The organism is Veillonella intestinalis, assembly GCF_943193155.1.
Taxonomy (GTDB): Bacteria; Bacillota; Negativicutes; order Veillonellales; family Veillonellaceae; genus Veillonella_A; species Veillonella_A intestinalis.
This window is the reverse complement of sequence record NZ_CALPDB010000005.1, coordinates 172,465-187,605: the sequence shown is the minus strand read 5'-3', so window position 1 is coordinate 187,605 and position 15,141 is coordinate 172,465. Positions and strand designations below refer to the sequence as shown.

General features: G+C 41.4%; 19 protein-coding genes. All 19 read left to right on the top strand.

All coding sequences use genetic code 11. The features are described 5' to 3' along the window. Nucleotides 1-14: 14 nt before the first annotated feature. On the top strand, nucleotides 15-4,226 hold the full coding sequence (rpoC, locus tag NFR44_RS07405) for a DNA-directed RNA polymerase subunit beta' (RefSeq protein ID WP_277612549.1): 4,212 nt from the start codon (nucleotides 15-17) through the stop codon (nucleotides 4,224-4,226). A 409-nt stretch (nucleotides 4,227-4,635) separates the two neighbouring features. After that, nucleotides 4,636-4,881, top strand: a complete 246-nt coding sequence (locus NFR44_RS07400) for a L7Ae/L30e/S12e/Gadd45 family ribosomal protein (RefSeq protein WP_251443006.1) — start codon at nucleotides 4,636-4,638, stop codon at nucleotides 4,879-4,881. Between the two features lie 77 nt (nucleotides 4,882-4,958). Then, nucleotides 4,959-5,333: a 30S ribosomal protein S12 gene (gene rpsL, locus NFR44_RS07395; protein ID WP_115310803.1), complete on the top strand. Its 375-nt coding sequence runs from the start codon at nucleotides 4,959-4,961 to the stop codon at nucleotides 5,331-5,333. Nucleotides 5,334-5,375: 42 nt separating this feature from the next. Continuing rightward, on the top strand, nucleotides 5,376-5,846 hold the full coding sequence (gene rpsG, locus NFR44_RS07390) for a 30S ribosomal protein S7 (RefSeq protein WP_006555649.1): 471 nt from the start codon (nucleotides 5,376-5,378) through the stop codon (nucleotides 5,844-5,846). A gap of 23 nt (nucleotides 5,847-5,869) precedes the next feature. Further along, nucleotides 5,870-7,945 (top strand): elongation factor G, encoded by a 2,076-nt coding sequence (fusA, locus tag NFR44_RS07385; protein ID WP_251443003.1) that lies wholly within the window; start codon nucleotides 5,870-5,872, stop codon nucleotides 7,943-7,945. Between the two features lie 57 nt (nucleotides 7,946-8,002). Further along, nucleotides 8,003-9,193, top strand: coding sequence for an elongation factor Tu (gene tuf, locus NFR44_RS07380; protein WP_251442998.1), 1,191 nt, complete (start codon nucleotides 8,003-8,005; stop codon nucleotides 9,191-9,193). Nucleotides 9,194-9,361: 168 nt separating this feature from the next. Beyond that, entirely contained in the window at nucleotides 9,362-9,673 is a 312-nt protein-coding gene (gene rpsJ, locus NFR44_RS07375) for a 30S ribosomal protein S10 (protein WP_040770779.1), read from the top strand. A gap of 15 nt (nucleotides 9,674-9,688) precedes the next feature. After that, nucleotides 9,689-10,330 (top strand): 50S ribosomal protein L3, encoded by a 642-nt coding sequence (gene rplC / locus NFR44_RS07370; RefSeq protein WP_115310805.1) that lies wholly within the window; start codon nucleotides 9,689-9,691, stop codon nucleotides 10,328-10,330. Between the two features lie 23 nt (nucleotides 10,331-10,353). Further along, the gene (gene rplD, locus NFR44_RS07365) at nucleotides 10,354-10,977 is read left to right on the top strand and encodes a 50S ribosomal protein L4 (RefSeq protein ID WP_251442995.1); all 624 of its coding nucleotides are present in this window, start codon (nucleotides 10,354-10,356) and stop codon (nucleotides 10,975-10,977) included. Then, nucleotides 10,977-11,261, top strand: a complete 285-nt coding sequence (gene rplW, locus NFR44_RS07360) for a 50S ribosomal protein L23 (RefSeq protein WP_006555655.1) — start codon at nucleotides 10,977-10,979, stop codon at nucleotides 11,259-11,261. Before rplD ends, rplW begins: the two co-directional genes overlap by 1 nt. A 25-nt stretch (nucleotides 11,262-11,286) precedes the next feature. Then, complete coding sequence (gene rplB, locus NFR44_RS07355) at nucleotides 11,287-12,117, top strand: 50S ribosomal protein L2 (RefSeq protein WP_006555656.1); 831 nt, start codon at nucleotides 11,287-11,289, stop codon at nucleotides 12,115-12,117. 23 nt (nucleotides 12,118-12,140) lie between these two features. After that, nucleotides 12,141-12,422 (top strand): 30S ribosomal protein S19, encoded by a 282-nt coding sequence (rpsS, locus tag NFR44_RS07350; protein ID WP_115310807.1) that lies wholly within the window; start codon nucleotides 12,141-12,143, stop codon nucleotides 12,420-12,422. An 18-nt stretch (nucleotides 12,423-12,440) separates the two neighbouring features. Next, a complete protein-coding gene (gene rplV / locus NFR44_RS07345; RefSeq protein ID WP_115310808.1) occupies nucleotides 12,441-12,776 on the top strand; it encodes a 50S ribosomal protein L22 in 336 nt (111 codons plus the stop codon). A gap of 17 nt (nucleotides 12,777-12,793) precedes the next feature. Further along, nucleotides 12,794-13,462 (top strand): 30S ribosomal protein S3, encoded by a 669-nt coding sequence (gene rpsC / locus NFR44_RS07340; protein WP_006555659.1) that lies wholly within the window; start codon nucleotides 12,794-12,796, stop codon nucleotides 13,460-13,462. Beyond that, on the top strand, nucleotides 13,462-13,899 hold the full coding sequence (rplP, locus tag NFR44_RS07335; protein WP_251442992.1) for a 50S ribosomal protein L16: 438 nt from the start codon (nucleotides 13,462-13,464) through the stop codon (nucleotides 13,897-13,899). Before rpsC ends, rplP begins: the two co-directional genes overlap by 1 nt. Continuing rightward, nucleotides 13,889-14,089, top strand: coding sequence for a 50S ribosomal protein L29 (rpmC, locus tag NFR44_RS07330; RefSeq protein ID WP_115310809.1), 201 nt, complete (start codon nucleotides 13,889-13,891; stop codon nucleotides 14,087-14,089). The genes rplP and rpmC overlap by 11 nt, the downstream gene beginning before the upstream one ends. Nucleotides 14,090-14,128: 39 nt before the next feature. Further along, nucleotides 14,129-14,389, top strand: a complete 261-nt coding sequence (rpsQ, locus tag NFR44_RS07325) for a 30S ribosomal protein S17 (protein ID WP_277600414.1) — start codon at nucleotides 14,129-14,131, stop codon at nucleotides 14,387-14,389. 24 nt (nucleotides 14,390-14,413) lie between these two features. Further along, nucleotides 14,414-14,782, top strand: a complete 369-nt coding sequence (gene rplN / locus NFR44_RS07320) for a 50S ribosomal protein L14 (protein WP_251442989.1) — start codon at nucleotides 14,414-14,416, stop codon at nucleotides 14,780-14,782. Nucleotides 14,783-14,799: 17 nt separating this feature from the next. After that, a complete protein-coding gene (rplX, locus tag NFR44_RS07315; RefSeq protein WP_251442986.1) occupies nucleotides 14,800-15,126 on the top strand; it encodes a 50S ribosomal protein L24 in 327 nt (108 codons plus the stop codon). Nucleotides 15,127-15,141: the final 15 nt, after the last annotated feature.

The following is a 15,141-nucleotide window of genomic DNA, read 5'->3' as shown; positions in this document are numbered from 1 at the left end:
AGGGAGCGATACTTGTGCTAGACGTTAATGAATTCGACTCTATGCGAATTGGCTTAGCTTCGCCAGACCAGATTTTAGAATGGTCTTATGGAGAAGTTAAGAAGCCAGAAACTATTAACTATCGTACGCTTAAGCCAGAACGTGATGGCTTGTTTTGCGAGCGTATTTTTGGACCAACCAAGGACTGGGAATGTCATTGTGGTAAATATAAACGCATTCGCCATAAAGGCGTAGTCTGCGATAAATGTGGTGTAGAAGTGACTCGTTCTAAAGTTCGTCGTGAACGCATGGGCCATATCGTACTGGCTACACCAGTGTCTCATATTTGGTACTTCAAGGGGATCCCATCTCGTATGGGTCTCATCCTTGATGTATCGCCACGTTCTTTAGAGCGCGTACTTTATTTTGCTGCCTATATCGTTGTAGATCCAGGTAGCACGCCTCTTATGAAACGTCAATTGCTTTCCGAAACTGAGTTCCGTGAATATGAAGCTCAATTTAATGAAGCTGATTATAAAATCAATGGTAAACAAGTTGAAATTGAAACAGTAGGACAACGTCGTGAACGTTTGGCTATTATTGCGGAAGCAAAACGTAAGTTAGCAGCTAACGAAGCATTAGAAGCTAATACAGAAATTCCAGAAGAAGAAAAGGAATATGAAGAATTAACTCGTGAAGAACGTTATGAATTAGGTGCTCTAGAAGACGTAGAATTTGTATGCGTTGATATGGGTGCTGAAGCGATTAAAGCGTTACTAAGTGAATTGGACTTAGAAAGTCTTAATGTAGAACTTCGCAGTGAATTAGAAACTTCCACAGGTCAACGTAAGGTTCGTGCCGTGCGTCGTTTGGAAGTTGTTGAAGCATTCCGCCAATCTGGGAATAAACCAGAATGGATGATTATGGATGTAGTGCCAGTAATTCCACCTGAATTACGCCCTATGGTTCAACTTGATGGTGGCCGTTTTGCTACATCTGACTTGAATGATTTATATCGCCGTGTAATCAACCGTAATAATCGTTTAAAACGTTTATTAGATTTAGGAGCGCCTGATATTATCGTGCGCAATGAAAAACGTATGTTACAAGAAGCGGTTGATGCTCTTATCGACAATGGTCGTCGTGGTCGTCCGGTAACTGGTCCTGGTAATCGTCCTTTGAAATCTTTATCCGATATGCTTAAAGGTAAACAAGGTCGTTTCCGTCAGAACTTGTTAGGTAAACGTGTTGACTACTCTGGCCGTTCTGTAATCGTAGTTGGTCCAGAACTTAAAATGCACCAATGCGGTTTGCCTAAAGAAATGGCGCTTGAATTGTTCAAACCTTTCGTTATGAAACGTTTGGTAGAACGTCAACAAGCAAGCAATATTAAAGCAGCTAAACGTCAAGTAGAACGTATTGGTCCTGGCGTTTGGGAAGCGTTGGAAGAAGTTATTAAAGAACATCCAGTGCTCTTGAACCGTGCGCCAACACTTCACCGTTTGGGGATTCAAGCGTTTGAACCAATCCTTTGGGAAGGTCGCGCTATTAAGTTGCATCCATTAGTATGTACAGCTTTCAATGCTGACTTTGACGGTGACCAGATGGCGTGTCATTTGCCATTATCTGTAGAAGCTCAGTCTGAAGCTCGTACACTCATGTTATCTTCCCATAATATCTTGTCTACTAAAGATGGCAAGCCAGTAGCGGTTCCATCACAGGATATGATTTTGGGGACTTACTACTTAACTGTAGTTCGTCAACATACCAAAGAAAAAGCTAAATACTTTGCTAACTATGATGAAGTTATGTTAGCGTATGATGCGGGTATTATTGGTTTGCAGGATATTCTTTATATCCGCCAAGAAGGCTATGGCCGTGTTGAAACGACAGCAGGCCGTTTGATCTTTAACAATGCGCTCTATCCTGAGCTTCGTCAATATGAATTGCAAGAAGATGGTCATTACACCTTAGGTCGCGTAATGGACAAGAAGATGGTAGGTAAATTAGTTGACCAATGTTTCCAATTATTTGGTAATGAAAAAACGGCAGAACTTCTTGACCGCGTTAAATCCTTAGGTTACTCTTACGCTCGTCGTGCTGGTATGACAATTGCTATTGCAGACATTAAAGTGCCAACTGAAAAGGCTGAAATTTTACAAAAAGCGGATGAAGATGTAGAAAAAGTATCACGCAACTATCGTCGTGGTTATATGTCTGAAGATGAACGTTATCGTAAAACTATCCAGCTTTGGACACAGGCTACCGAAGATGTAACTGATGCCATGATGGATACTATGATGCGAGACCAAGAAGGCTTTAACCCTGTTTATATGATGGCGATTTCTGGTGCCCGTGGTAATAAACAGCAGATTCGTCAGTTAGCTGGTATGCGTGGTTTAATGGCTGACCCATCAGGTCGAATCATTGACTTACCGATTAAGGCAAACTTTAAAGAAGGTCTTACTGTATTGGATTACTTTACTTCTAGCCATGGTGCTCGTAAAGGTTTGGCCGATACGGCTCTTCGTACAGCTGACTCTGGGTATTTAACACGTCGTCTTGTTGACGTATCCCAAGACGTTATTGTTCGTGAGGAAGACTGTGATGTAGTGGGCATTGATTTAGTGCGTGAACGTGCACGTTTAGCAAGCTCGACTCGTCAGGCTCTTGCCTTATTGAAAGATAAATTAATTGGCCGCGTCCTTGATAAGGATGTAGTGGATGCAGCGACTGGTGAAGTTGTGTTAACTGCTGAAACTGTATTGACTCAAGCTGACTTAGATGTATTAGCAGAACATAAAATTACTGGCATTGATCTTCGTGGCGCTCATTTAGGTAGCGATAGCGATATTAACCACACAAATCTTGTACAGAAAATTAGCCTTGGTGAAACGGATGAAGGCATTCGTCAAACCTTGCGTGAAACAATGGTACAAAATATGCTTGGTAAAGATACCGTTAATGCTGTTGTAGATAGCGAAGGTCGTGAAGTATTCCCTGCACACAGTGCGCTTACTGAAGAAGGTATTGAAGCAATCCTTGATAGTGATGTAAAAGAAGTGCAAGTACGTAACAATGATATTCATGGTATCGAAGTAGAAGCTATCGTAGAAGGTCAAGGTATTATTGAACCATTGAAGGATCGTATTATTGGTCGTACGGCAGCGGAAGAATTAGTTAATAAAGAAACTGGCGAAGTTATTGTGCCTCTTAATGGGGAAATTACAGAAGAATTGGCTGATGAAGTAGTAAAACACTATGAAACAGTTAAGATTCGCTCTGTATTGACTTGTCATTCTCCATATGGCGTATGTATGAAATGTTATGGCCGTGACTTAGGTACTGGTAACCAAGTACAGGTAGGGGAAGCTGTTGGTATTATTGCAGCACAGTCTATCGGTGAACCAGGTACACAGTTAACAATGCGTACATTCCATACGGGTGGTGTCGCTGGTGACGATATTACGCAAGGTTTGCCACGTGTTGAAGAATTATTTGAAGCACGTCGTCCTAAACGTCATGCTATTATTAGCGAAGTAGAAGGTACAGTTCGTGTAGTGCCTAATGATAATAAAAAAGGTACTAATACTATCTTTGTTACTGATAAAGATGGGGTAGAATTTGATTACTTGATTCCATATGGCGCTCGTATTATTGTGCGTGATGGCGATTTTGTAAAATTAGGCGCCCGTTTAACGGAAGGTTCTATCAACCCTCACGATATTATGCGTGTTATGGGAACTGAAGCTACACAGCGCTACCTTGTATATGAAGTACAAAAAGTATATAAATCTCAAGGTGTAGAAATTAACGATAAACATATTGAGGTTATTGTGCGTCAAATGCTTCATAAAGTAAAAGTAGAAGAAGTAGGCGATGCTGACTTGTTACCAGGGGATCCTATTGATGTTAATACCTTCGAAGAAGAAAACCGTCGTTTAGTTTTAAATGGCAAACAACCAGCTACAGGTAAACGAATTCTTCTCGGTATTACTAAGGCTGCGTTAGCTACTGATAGCTTCTTGTCAGCTGCATCCTTCCAGGAAACAACTCGCGTACTTACTGATGCTGCTATTAAAGGTAAAATTGATCCATTGTTAGGTCTTAAAGAAAACGTTATTATTGGTAAATTGATTCCTGCTGGTACTGGTATGAGTCGTTACCGTAAAATTAAAGTTATTAAAAAAGAACCTCAAGTGGAAGACGTAGTACCTGTTGAAGCAACTACAACTGTGGAAGAATAAGTTTGATGTTAACTTATTAATACAGTGTAAGGTGTGTATATAAGAATAAAAACGTGACGCAGGCAGAATTGCTAAAGCGTTTCAGTGTTATGTTTAGAAAGAGTGTCTCTCAGTTTTGTGAGAGACACTCTTTTATATTTCTTGAGAAAGTTAATCATGCATATTTTGCAATCATTGTATAAGAATGTATAAAATATAGGAAAAATGACTGAATATTGCATAAAATTAATAAAAATATACAACATAAGAATATTTTGAAACACACGGATGAGTGTACATATAAAAGCTAGATAATATGCGGCAAATTCGCTATAAAACATGTTGACAGAGGCGGGGGTGTAATGCTAAACTGATATAGTGCTCAGGGGACAGTGTGCCCGAGTGCGAGAAAATCATGAGGAGTAAAGGTATGGAAATCGAAGTTTTGACATCGGCGAAAAAGACAATCGGAGCTAAGCAAACGTCGAAAGCGATTATGCGCGGCGAAGTTCAGATGGTGTTTGTTGCTAATAACAGCGATGACCGTGTGGTGTTACCAATCCTTGAACTTTGTGAAAAATATGCAGTGCCAGTAAATCAGGAGCACTCCATGGAGGAACTTGGTAAGGCTGGTAAAATAAAAGTGAAGGCCGCTGCTGTCGGTGTGCTTCGTTAAACTTGGTAATATCTGTAGTAACAATTTGTTGCAGCAGATCAATTATAAATCTAATTGTTTGGAAAGGAGGTGCCCTAATGCCAACTATTAATCAGCTAGTACGTAAAGGTCGCGAAACCGTGACTACTAAATCTACGGCTCCTGCGTTGAAAAACTGTCCGCAGAAACGTGGTGTATGTACTCGTGTGTACACAGCTACTCCAAAGAAACCGAACTCCGCGCTTCGTAAAGTTGCCCGTGTTCGTTTAACAAACGCTATTGAAGTAACTGCTTACATCCCAGGCATTGGTCACAATTTACAGGAACACAGTGTAGTACTTATTCGAGGTGGTCGTGTTAAAGACTTACCAGGTGTGCGTTATCACATTGTTCGCGGTGCATTGGATACAGCTGGCGTACAGAACCGTATGCAGAGTCGTTCCAAATACGGCGCTAAAAAAGCTAAAAAATAATAGCTAACAATTGAAATCACACATCGTAGAGGAGGAAATAACATGCCAAGAAAAGGCCCTGTGTTGAAGCGTGATGTACTTCCAGATCCGGTGTACAACAGCAAATTGGTTACACGCTTCATTAACAAAGTGATGTACGATGGTAAAAAAGGTATTGCTGAAACTATCGTATATGATGCATTTGAAATTATTCGTTCCAAAATGGGTCAGGACCCAATGGAAGTTTTTGATCAGGCTTTAAAAAATGTAATGCCTGTATTGGAAGTTCGTGCTCGCCGTATCGGTGGTGCTAACTACCAAGTACCAGTTGAAGTTCGTGCTGATCGTCGTCAGACATTAGGCATTCGTTGGATGGTAAACTATGCTCGTCTTCGTGGCGAACGTACCATGAAAGAACGTTTAGCTGGTGAATTAATGGATGCGTTCAATAACACTGGCGCAGCTATTAAAAAGAAAGATGATACTCATAAAATGGCAGAAGCTAATAAAGCATTTGCTCATTATCGTTGGTAATTAGTTAAGAGGAGTTGACATTCGTGGCAAGAGAATTTTCTTTAGAGAAGACTCGTAATATCGGTATCATGGCTCACATCGATGCTGGTAAAACAACCACAACGGAACGTATTCTTTACTATACAGGCCGAGTTCACAAGATTGGGGAAGTTCATGAAGGCGCTGCGACAATGGACTGGATGGCACAGGAACAGGAACGTGGTATTACAATCACGTCTGCTGCAACTACTTGCCACTGGAAAGATCACCGCGTTAATATCATTGATACTCCTGGTCACGTTGACTTTACTGTAGAAGTTGAACGTTCGTTGCGTGTACTTGATGGTTCTGTTGCAGTATTCAGTGCTAAAGGTGGCGTTGAACCACAATCTGAAACTGTATGGCGTCAAGCTTCTACTTATGGCGTACCTCGTATCGCTTATGTAAATAAGATGGATACAGTAGGCGCTGACTTCTTCAATGTAGTAAACATGATGAAGGACCGTTTAGGTGCAAACAGTGTGGCTCTTCAGGTTCCAATTGGTGCTGAAGATACTTTCAAAGGCATTATCGATTTAATGACTATGAAAGCGGAAATTTACATCAGCGATGATGGTAAAGAATTCGAAATCACTGATATTCCTGCTGACTATGAAGAAATTGCTAAAGAACGTCGTGAAATGTTAGTTGATGCAATTGCTGAAACTGATGACGAAATCATGATGAAATACTTGGAAGGCGAAGAAATCAGCATTGAAGAATTAAAAGCTGGTCTTCGTAAAGCAGTTTGTGATAACAAATTGTTCCCAGTGCTTTGCGGTTCTTCTTACAAAAATAAAGGTGTGCAGATGTTGCTAGATGCAGTTGTAGACTACATGCCATCTCCACTAGATATTCCAGCAATTAAAGGTGTTAACCCAGACACTGGTGCAGAGGAAACTCGCCCAGCATCTGATGAAGAACCATTCTCCGCATTGGCCTTCAAAATTATGGCTGACCCTTATGTTGGTAAATTAGCGTTCTTCCGCGTATACTCCGGTTCTTTAGAATCTGGTTCTTACGTATTTAACTCCACAAAAGGTAAGAAAGAACGTATTGGTCGTATCCTTCAGATGCATGCTAACAGCCGTCAAGAAATTGAACGCGTATACTCTGGTGATATCGCAGCTGCTGTTGGTTTGAAAGATACAACTACTGGTGATACTCTTTGCGATGATAAAGCTCCGGTAATTCTTGAATCTATGGAATTCCCTGAACCAGTTATCTCCGTTGCAGTTGAACCAAAAACAAAAGCTGACCAAGAAAAAATGGGTATTGCTTTAGCTCGTTTGGCTGAAGAAGATCCAACTTTCAAAGTTCGTACGGATGAAGAAACTGGCCAGACAATCATTTCCGGTATGGGTGAACTTCACTTAGACATTATCGTTGACCGTATGAACCGTGAGTTCAAAGTTGAATGTAATGTTGGTAAACCTCAGGTTGCTTACCGTGAAACAATCCGTAAATCCGTTAAATCTCAAGGTAAATTCGTACGTCAGTCCGGTGGTCGTGGTCAATATGGCGATTGCTGGTTGGAATTAATTCCTCAAGAACCAGGTGCTGGCTTCGAATTCGAGAATAAAATCGTTGGTGGTGCTATTCCTCGTGAATACATCGGACCAGTTGAAAACGGTGTAAAAGAAGCTATGGAATCTGGTGTTATTGCTGGATATCCAATGGTTGACATCAAAGTAGTCGTATTTGACGGCTCTTACCATGATGTTGACTCCTCTGAAATGGCGTTTAAAATCGCTGGCTCTATGGGCTTCAAAGAAGGTGCTCGTAAAGCAGATCCAGTACTTCTTGAACCATACATGGCTGTAGAAGTAGACGTTCCAGAGGAATACATGGGCGACGTAATCGGCGACTTGAACTCTCGTCGTGGTCGTATGGAAGGTATGGAAGCTCGTAACGGTAGCCAGCATATTAAAGCATTCGTTCCATTGAGCGAAATGTTTGGTTATGCAACTGACCTTCGTTCCAAAACACAAGGTCGTGGTAACTACTCTATGACAGTAGACCATTACGAAGAAGTACCTAAGAAAATTGCTGAAGAAATTCAAGCAAAGAAAAATGGCTAATCCCTTGAGGGTTAACTCAATAAGTTAAATTTTAATTATCCGGGAGGACAATTCAAAATGGCAAAAGCAAAATTTGAACGTACTAAACCGCATGTTAACATCGGTACAATTGGTCACGTTGACCATGGTAAAACTACTCTTACTGCAGCAATCACTAAAGTATTAGCTGAAGAAGGGAAAGCAGATTTCCAAGATTACAGCATGATCGACAAAGCTCCAGAAGAACGTGAACGTGGTATTACAATCAACACTTCCCACGTTGAATATGAAACTGAAACTCGTCACTATGCACACGTTGACTGCCCAGGCCATGCTGACTATGTTAAAAACATGATCACTGGTGCTGCTCAGATGGACGGCGCTATCTTAGTTATCGCTGCTACTGACGGCCCTATGGCTCAGACTCGTGAACACATCCTTCTTGCTCGTCAGGTAGGTGTACCAGCTATCGTTGTATTCTTGAACAAAGCTGATATGGTTGACGACGAAGAATTAATCGAATTAGTAGAAATGGAAGTTCGTGAACTTCTTTCCACTTACGAATTCCCTGGCGACGATGTGCCAATCGTTGTAGGTTCCGCTTTGAAAGCTTTAGAAGGGGACGCTAAATACGTTGCAAAAATTAAAGAATTAATGGACGCTGTTGATTCTTACATCCCAACTCCAGAACGCGACACTGACAAAACTTTCTTGATGCCAGTGGAAGACGTTTTCACAATCACTGGTCGTGGTACTGTAGCAACTGGCCGTGTTGAACGTGGCGAAGTTAAAGTAGGCGACACTGTTGAAATCGTTGGTCTTAAAGAAAAAGCTGAAAGCTATGTAGTAACTGGTCTTGAAATGTTCCGTAAAACTTTGGATTCCGCAGTAGCTGGTGACAACGTTGGTGCACTTCTTCGTGGTGTTGACCGCAAAGACATCGAACGTGGTCAAGTATTAGCTAAACCAGGTTCCATTCACCCACACACTAAATTTAAAGGTGAAGTTTACGTATTAACTAAAGAAGAAGGTGGCCGTCATACTCCATTCTTCTCCAACTACCGTCCACAGTTCTACTTCCGTACAACAGACGTAACGGGCGTTATTGAACTTCCAGAAGGTACTGAAATGTGTATGCCTGGTGATAACATCACTATGAGCATCGAATTAATTACACCAATCGCTATTGAAGCTGGTCTTCGTTTCGCTATCCGCGAAGGTGGCCACACAGTAGGTGCTGGTGTTGTTACTGAAATTGTTGAAGGCTAATAAGTCTTTAAAGTAGTAGGTCAAACCTATACTTTGTGCAGCGCAGAGCGGCATGTGAGTGCCGCTCTTGTGTTGTGTTTTTAAACTATGATATAGAAGGTTGCCTCTGCGGAGGAGAATTTCTATGGAGCAGTTCATTCATGAAATGGACGACAGGAGGAAGTATTCATGGCAAAACAGCAAAAAATTCGTATTCGTTTAAAATCATACGATCACAAAGCTCTTGATCAGAGCGCGGCAAAAATTGTTGACACAGCAAAACGTAATGGTGCGTTAGTATCTGGTCCAATTCCATTGCCAACAGAAAAAAACATTTTTACAATTTTACGTTCACCACATGTTAATAAAGACTCTCGTGAACAATTCGAAATGCGTACACATAAACGTTTAATCGATATTCTTGAATCAAATGCGAAAACAGTAGATGCTATCACTCGTTTAGAATTACCAGCTGGTGTATCTATTGAAATAAAATTATAATAAGGAGGTGCGATTATGTCTAAAGCTATTTTGGGTAAAAAGTTAGGAATGACTCAAATCTTCACTGCTGAAGGTAAGTTAGTTCCTGTCACTGTAGTGGAAGCAACCCCAAGCGTAGTAGTGCGTGTTAAAACTGTTGAATCTGACGGTTACAATGCAGTACAGCTAGGTTATGGCTCCATTAAAGAAAAACATTTAACTAAACCTGTAAAAGGCCAGTTCGAAAAAGCCGGTGTAGCACCAGTTAAATATCTTCGCGAACTTCGCCTTGCTGAAGCAACTGATTACACAGTGGGCCAAACTCTGGCAGCTGATATCTTCGCAGAAGGTGAGTTGGTTGATGTTGTAGGTACAGGTAAAGGTAAGGGTTTTGCGGGCACTATTAAGCGCCACAATTTCCATCGTGGTCCTGTAACTCACGGTTCCAAATCTCATCGTGAACCTGGTTCCATCGGTCCTATGATCTCCGGTGGTGGCGGTAAGGTATACAAAGGCAAGAAACTCCCTGGACAAATGGGTGGCGGCAGAGTTACCGTACAGCGCTTATCTGTGGTTAAAGTTGATGCAGACCGTAACTTACTTTTAGTTAAAGGTGGCATCCCAGGCGCTAAAGGCAGCCTAGTAATGGTTCGCAACACGGTGAAACCTGTTAAATAACATTGTCGAAAGGAGGATCTCTAATGCCAACAGTAACAAAATACAATATGTCCGGCGCTAAAGTCGGTGAAATACAGTTAAATGATGCAGTATTTGCAGTGGAAGTTAACGAAGCTGTTATGCATCAAGCCGTAGTTCGTCAGTTATCTAACGAACGTCTTGGCACTCACGCAACAAAAACGAGAGGTCTTGTTCGTGGCGGTGGTCGTAAACCTTGGAAACAAAAAGGTACTGGCCGTGCTCGCGTAGGCTCCACTCGTAGCCCATTATGGGTTGGTGGTGGTACCGTATTTGGTCCACAACCTCGTAGCTACTACAAGGCAATGCCTCGTAAAGCTAGACGTCTTGCAGTTAAATCTGCGCTTAGCGATAAAGTAAACAACAACGAATTAATCGTATTGGACGAATTAACCTTAGCAGCTCCTAAAACTAAAGAAGTATTAAACATTCTTAATAACTTCAACGTAGGTGATGCTAAAGTATTATTTATCACCGAAGGTGATATTAATGTAGAACGTTCTGCTCGTAACATTCAAGGCGTTAAAGCTTTGGCATGTGAAGGCATGAACATTTTCGATCTTCTCCACTACGATAAGCTCTTCATTACCGAAGGTGCCGTAGCAAAGATTGAGGAGGTGCTCGCATAATGGAATTACGCGATGTTCTTATTCGTCCGATTATTACTGAAAAAACTACATTGCTTATGGAAGAAGGTAAATACACATTCCGTGTGCCTTTGACTGCTAACAAAGTGCAGATTCGTCAAGCTGTAGAAAAAATCTTCAATGTTCAGGTAGAAAAAGTTGCTACCATTCGAGTTCTTGGTAAAGTAAAACGCATGGGCCGTACACAAGGTAAACGTAGCGATTACAAAAAAGCTATCGTAACTTTAAAGGCTGGCGAATCCATTGAATTCTTTGAAGGTGTTTAAGATAGTCTAGTAAGGAGGCCCCATAATGGCAATTAAATCATTCAAACCGTACTCCGCTGGTCGTCGGTTTATGACAGTATCTGCCTTCACTGAAATCACTGCAAGCAAACCAGAAAAATCTTTGCTCGCTAAGGTTTCTCAGACAGGCGGTCGTAATAACACCGGTAAAATGACTGTACGTCACCAAGGTGGCGGTCACAAGCGTCAGTACCGTATTATTGACTTCAAACGTACTAAAGATAATATTCCTGCAAAAGTAGCTTCTATTGAATACGATCCTAACCGTAGTGCTCGTATTGCGTTACTTAACTATGCAGATGGTGAAAAACGCTACATTCTTGCTCCACATGGCTTGAAAGTGGGCGACACTGTATATAGCGGTCCTGAATCCGACATTAAGCCAGGCAACTGCTTACCATTACTTAACATTCCATTGGGTACTCAAGTACACAATATTGAAATGAAAATTGGTAAAGGTGGTCAGATTGTTCGCTCTGCTGGTACATCCGCACAGCTTATGGCTAAAGAAGGTTCCTATGCATTACTTCGTTTACCATCCGGTGAGCTTCGTCGTGTGCATATCAACTGCCGTGCAACTGTAGGTGTTGTTGGTAACATCGATCATGAAAACATCACAATCGGTAAAGCTGGTCGCCATCGTTGGATGGGCGTTCGTCCAGGCAACCGTGGTGTTGTAATGAACCCTTGTGACCATCCACACGGTGGTGGTGAAGGTAAATCTCCAGTTGGTCGTAAACATCCAGTTACACCTTGGGGTAAACCTGCACATGGTGTTAAAACTCGCGACAAGAAAAAAGCTTCTAGCAGCTTAATTGTTAAACGTCGTACAAAATAGGATAACAGGAAGGAGATAAGACAGTGTCCAGATCTATAAAAAAAGGCCCTTTCGTCGCAGCTTCGCTTGTGAAGAAAATTGATGCCTTAAACGAAACAAATGATAAGAAAGTTGTAAAAACCTGGTCTCGTGCCTCTACTATTATTCCTAACTTTGTAGGCCATACAATTGCTGTGCATGATGGTCGCAAACATGTACCTGTATTCATTACAGAGGATATGGTAGGTCACAAACTTGGCGAATTCGCTCCAACACGTACCTTCAAAGGTCACATTAAGAACGAAAAAACAACTGGTAAGAAATAATATAGGAGGAATTAGATAATGGAAGCAAAAGCAATCGCTAAACACGTGCGCATCGCGCCTCGTAAAATCCGTATTGTTGCTGACTTAGTGCGTGGCAAGAATATCGGCGAAGCATTTGCCATCTTGAAGTTCACTCCGAAAGTTGGCGCTGATGTAGTAGAAAAAGTATTGCGTTCCGCAATCGCTAACGCAGAACACAATTTTGATATGAATGTTGACAATCTTTATGTATCCGGTATCTTTGTTGATCAGGGTCCAACAATGAAACGCATTCATCCTCGTTCCCGTGGACAGGCTTTCAAAATTTTGAAACGTTCTAGCCACGTAACTGTAGTAGTTTCTGAAAGAGCTTAATAGAAGGAGGGAATATAGTGGGTCAGAAAGTTAATCCCCATGGTTTGCGTGTTGGTATCGTAAAAGATTGGGACGCAAAATGGTATGCTGATAAAGATTACGCTGCAAATCTTCACGAAGACGTTTTAATTCGTAACTTCTTGAAGAAAACCCTTTTCATTGCTGGTATTTCCCGCATTGAAATTGAGCGTATTAATAAACGTATTAAATTAACTATCCACACTGCAAAACCAGGTATGGTAATCGGTCGTGGTGGTGCTGGTATCGAAGATATCCGTAAAGCGTTAAAACGTTTCACAGATAAACAAATCGATGTAAACATTGCTGAAATTAAACAAGCTGATATGGATTCCGTATTAGTTGCTGAAAATATTGCTAGCCAGTTGGAACGCCGTATTGGTTTCCGCCGTGCTATGAAACAAGCCGTAGGTCGCACAATGCGCTTAGGTGCAAAAGGTATTAAAATCATGGTTAGTGGTCGTTTAGGCGGCGCTGAAATCGCTCGTAGCGAATCTTACCGTGAAGGTAGTATTCCATTGCATACACTTCGTGCAAACATCGACTATGGTACTGCTGAAGCTCATACAACATATGGTTGTATCGGCATCAAAGTATGGATCTACAAAGGTGAAGTATTGCCGGAGGCAAAACAAGCACCTGCTAAAAAGGAAGAAGGTGACAACTAATGCTTATTCCAAAGCGCGTAAAACATCGTAAACAATTCCGCGGTCGTATGAAAGGTCGCGCAATGCGTGGTAACAAAGTTGCTCACGGTGAATTCGGTTTAGTAGCATTAGAGCCATCTTGGATCACAAACCGTCAGATCGAAGCTGCTCGTATTGCTATGACTCGTTATATCAAACGTGGTGGTAAAGTTTGGATTAAAATTTTCCCAGACAAACCAATCACTGCTAAACCAGCTGGTACTCGTATGGGTTCCGGTAAAGGTTCCCCAGAATATTGGGTAGCTGTAGTAAAACCAGGTCGCGTAATGTTCGAAATGAACGGCGTATCTGAAGAAGTAGCTCGTGAAGCTATGCGATTGGCAGGTCATAAACTTCCAATCAAAACTAAGTTCGTTGTTAAGGGTAAAGAATTGGGTGGTGACGTAAATGAAGGTTAATGACATCCGTAACATGAGCGCTGCCGAAATGGAACAAAAAGTTTCCGGCCTTAAAGAAGAGTTGTTTAACCTCCGTTTTCAGCTCGCAACTGGTCAATTAGAAAATCCAATGCGTATTCGTGAAGTTAAGAAAACTATTGCGCGTATTAAAACAATTCAGCGTGAAGCTGCTCTTAAAGAAAACGCATAATAACAAATTTTGTTTGGATTGAAAAGGAGGCTAACGGTCGTGGCAGAAGAAAGAAATGTACGTAAAGTACGTGTAGGCAAAGTTGTAAGTAACAAAATGGACAAAACCATCGTTGTGTCTGTTGAACGTAAAGTGCCGCACGCATTATATAATAAGCCAATGGTAACAAGCAAACGCTTCAAAGCTCATGATGAAAACAATGAGTGCCAAATTGGCGATACAGTTAAAATTGTAGAAACTCGTCCACTTTCCAAAGATAAACATTGGAGATTGGTTGAAATTATTGAGAAAGTAAAATAATACGTGATGTAAGGAGGAAACACGATGATCCAGCAACAAACAATTTTGAATGTTGCCGATAACACTGGCGCAAAACGTATTATGTGTATTCAAGTTTTGGGCGGTTCTTATCGCAAATTCGGCAATATCGGTGACGTAATCGTTGCTTCTGTAAAAGATGCATCACCCGGTGGCGTTGTCAAGAAAGGCGACGTAGTTAAAGCCGTAATTGTTCGTTCTAAGAAAGGTATCCGTCGTCAGGACGGTTCTTATATTTGTTTCGACGAAAATGCAGCAGTAGTAATTAAAGATGACAAGAGCCCTCGTGGCACTCGTATTTTTGGACCTGTAGCTCGTGAGCTTCGTGAAAAAGACTTCATGAAGATTATCTCTCTTGCTCCAGAAGTTTTATAAGAAGGAGGAACGCGACGATGTCCCAAACTAAACTTCTAGTAAAAAAAGGCGATACTGTTGTTGTTATCTCCGGTCGAGATAAAGGCAAACAGGGTGAAGTTATTGCAACTGAGCCTAAAAAATCGCGCGTGTTCGTAAAAGGCATTAACCTTGTTAAACGCCATACGAAACCAAGCCAGGCTAATCCTCAGGGCGGCATCATCACTAAGGAAGCTCCTATCCATGTTTCCAACGTAATGGTAATTGACCCTGAAACTAAACAGCCTACTCGTATTAAGAAAGTAGAACAAAATGGTAAATTTGTACGTGCTACTGTTAAAAGTGGTGCCGTACTTGATAAATAATAGGGAAAGGAGGGC

Bases quoted from the DNA above. Each gene is read 5' to 3' on its own strand.
- NFR44_RS07400 (WP_251443006.1), top strand. From the start codon at position 4,636: ATGGAAATCGAAGTTTTGACATCGGCGAAAAAGACAATCGGAGCTAAG.
- rpsL (WP_115310803.1), top strand. From the start codon at position 4,959: ATGCCAACTATTAATCAGCTAGTACGTAAAGGTCGCGAAACCGTGACT.
- rpsG (WP_006555649.1), top strand. From the start codon at position 5,376: ATGCCAAGAAAAGGCCCTGTGTTGAAGCGTGATGTACTTCCAGATCCG.
- tuf (WP_251442998.1), top strand. From the start codon at position 8,003: ATGGCAAAAGCAAAATTTGAACGTACTAAACCGCATGTTAACATCGGT.
- rpsJ (WP_040770779.1), top strand. From the start codon at position 9,362: ATGGCAAAACAGCAAAAAATTCGTATTCGTTTAAAATCATACGATCAC.
- rplC (WP_115310805.1), top strand. From the start codon at position 9,689: ATGTCTAAAGCTATTTTGGGTAAAAAGTTAGGAATGACTCAAATCTTC.
- rplD (WP_251442995.1), top strand. From the start codon at position 10,354: ATGCCAACAGTAACAAAATACAATATGTCCGGCGCTAAAGTCGGTGAA.
- rplW (WP_006555655.1), top strand. From the start codon at position 10,977: ATGGAATTACGCGATGTTCTTATTCGTCCGATTATTACTGAAAAAACT.
- rplB (WP_006555656.1), top strand. From the start codon at position 11,287: ATGGCAATTAAATCATTCAAACCGTACTCCGCTGGTCGTCGGTTTATG.
- rplV (WP_115310808.1), top strand. From the start codon at position 12,441: ATGGAAGCAAAAGCAATCGCTAAACACGTGCGCATCGCGCCTCGTAAA.
- rplP (WP_251442992.1), top strand. From the start codon at position 13,462: ATGCTTATTCCAAAGCGCGTAAAACATCGTAAACAATTCCGCGGTCGT.
- rpmC (WP_115310809.1), top strand. From the start codon at position 13,889: ATGAAGGTTAATGACATCCGTAACATGAGCGCTGCCGAAATGGAACAA.
- rplN (WP_251442989.1), top strand. From the start codon at position 14,414: ATGATCCAGCAACAAACAATTTTGAATGTTGCCGATAACACTGGCGCA.
- rplX (WP_251442986.1), top strand. From the start codon at position 14,800: ATGTCCCAAACTAAACTTCTAGTAAAAAAAGGCGATACTGTTGTTGTT.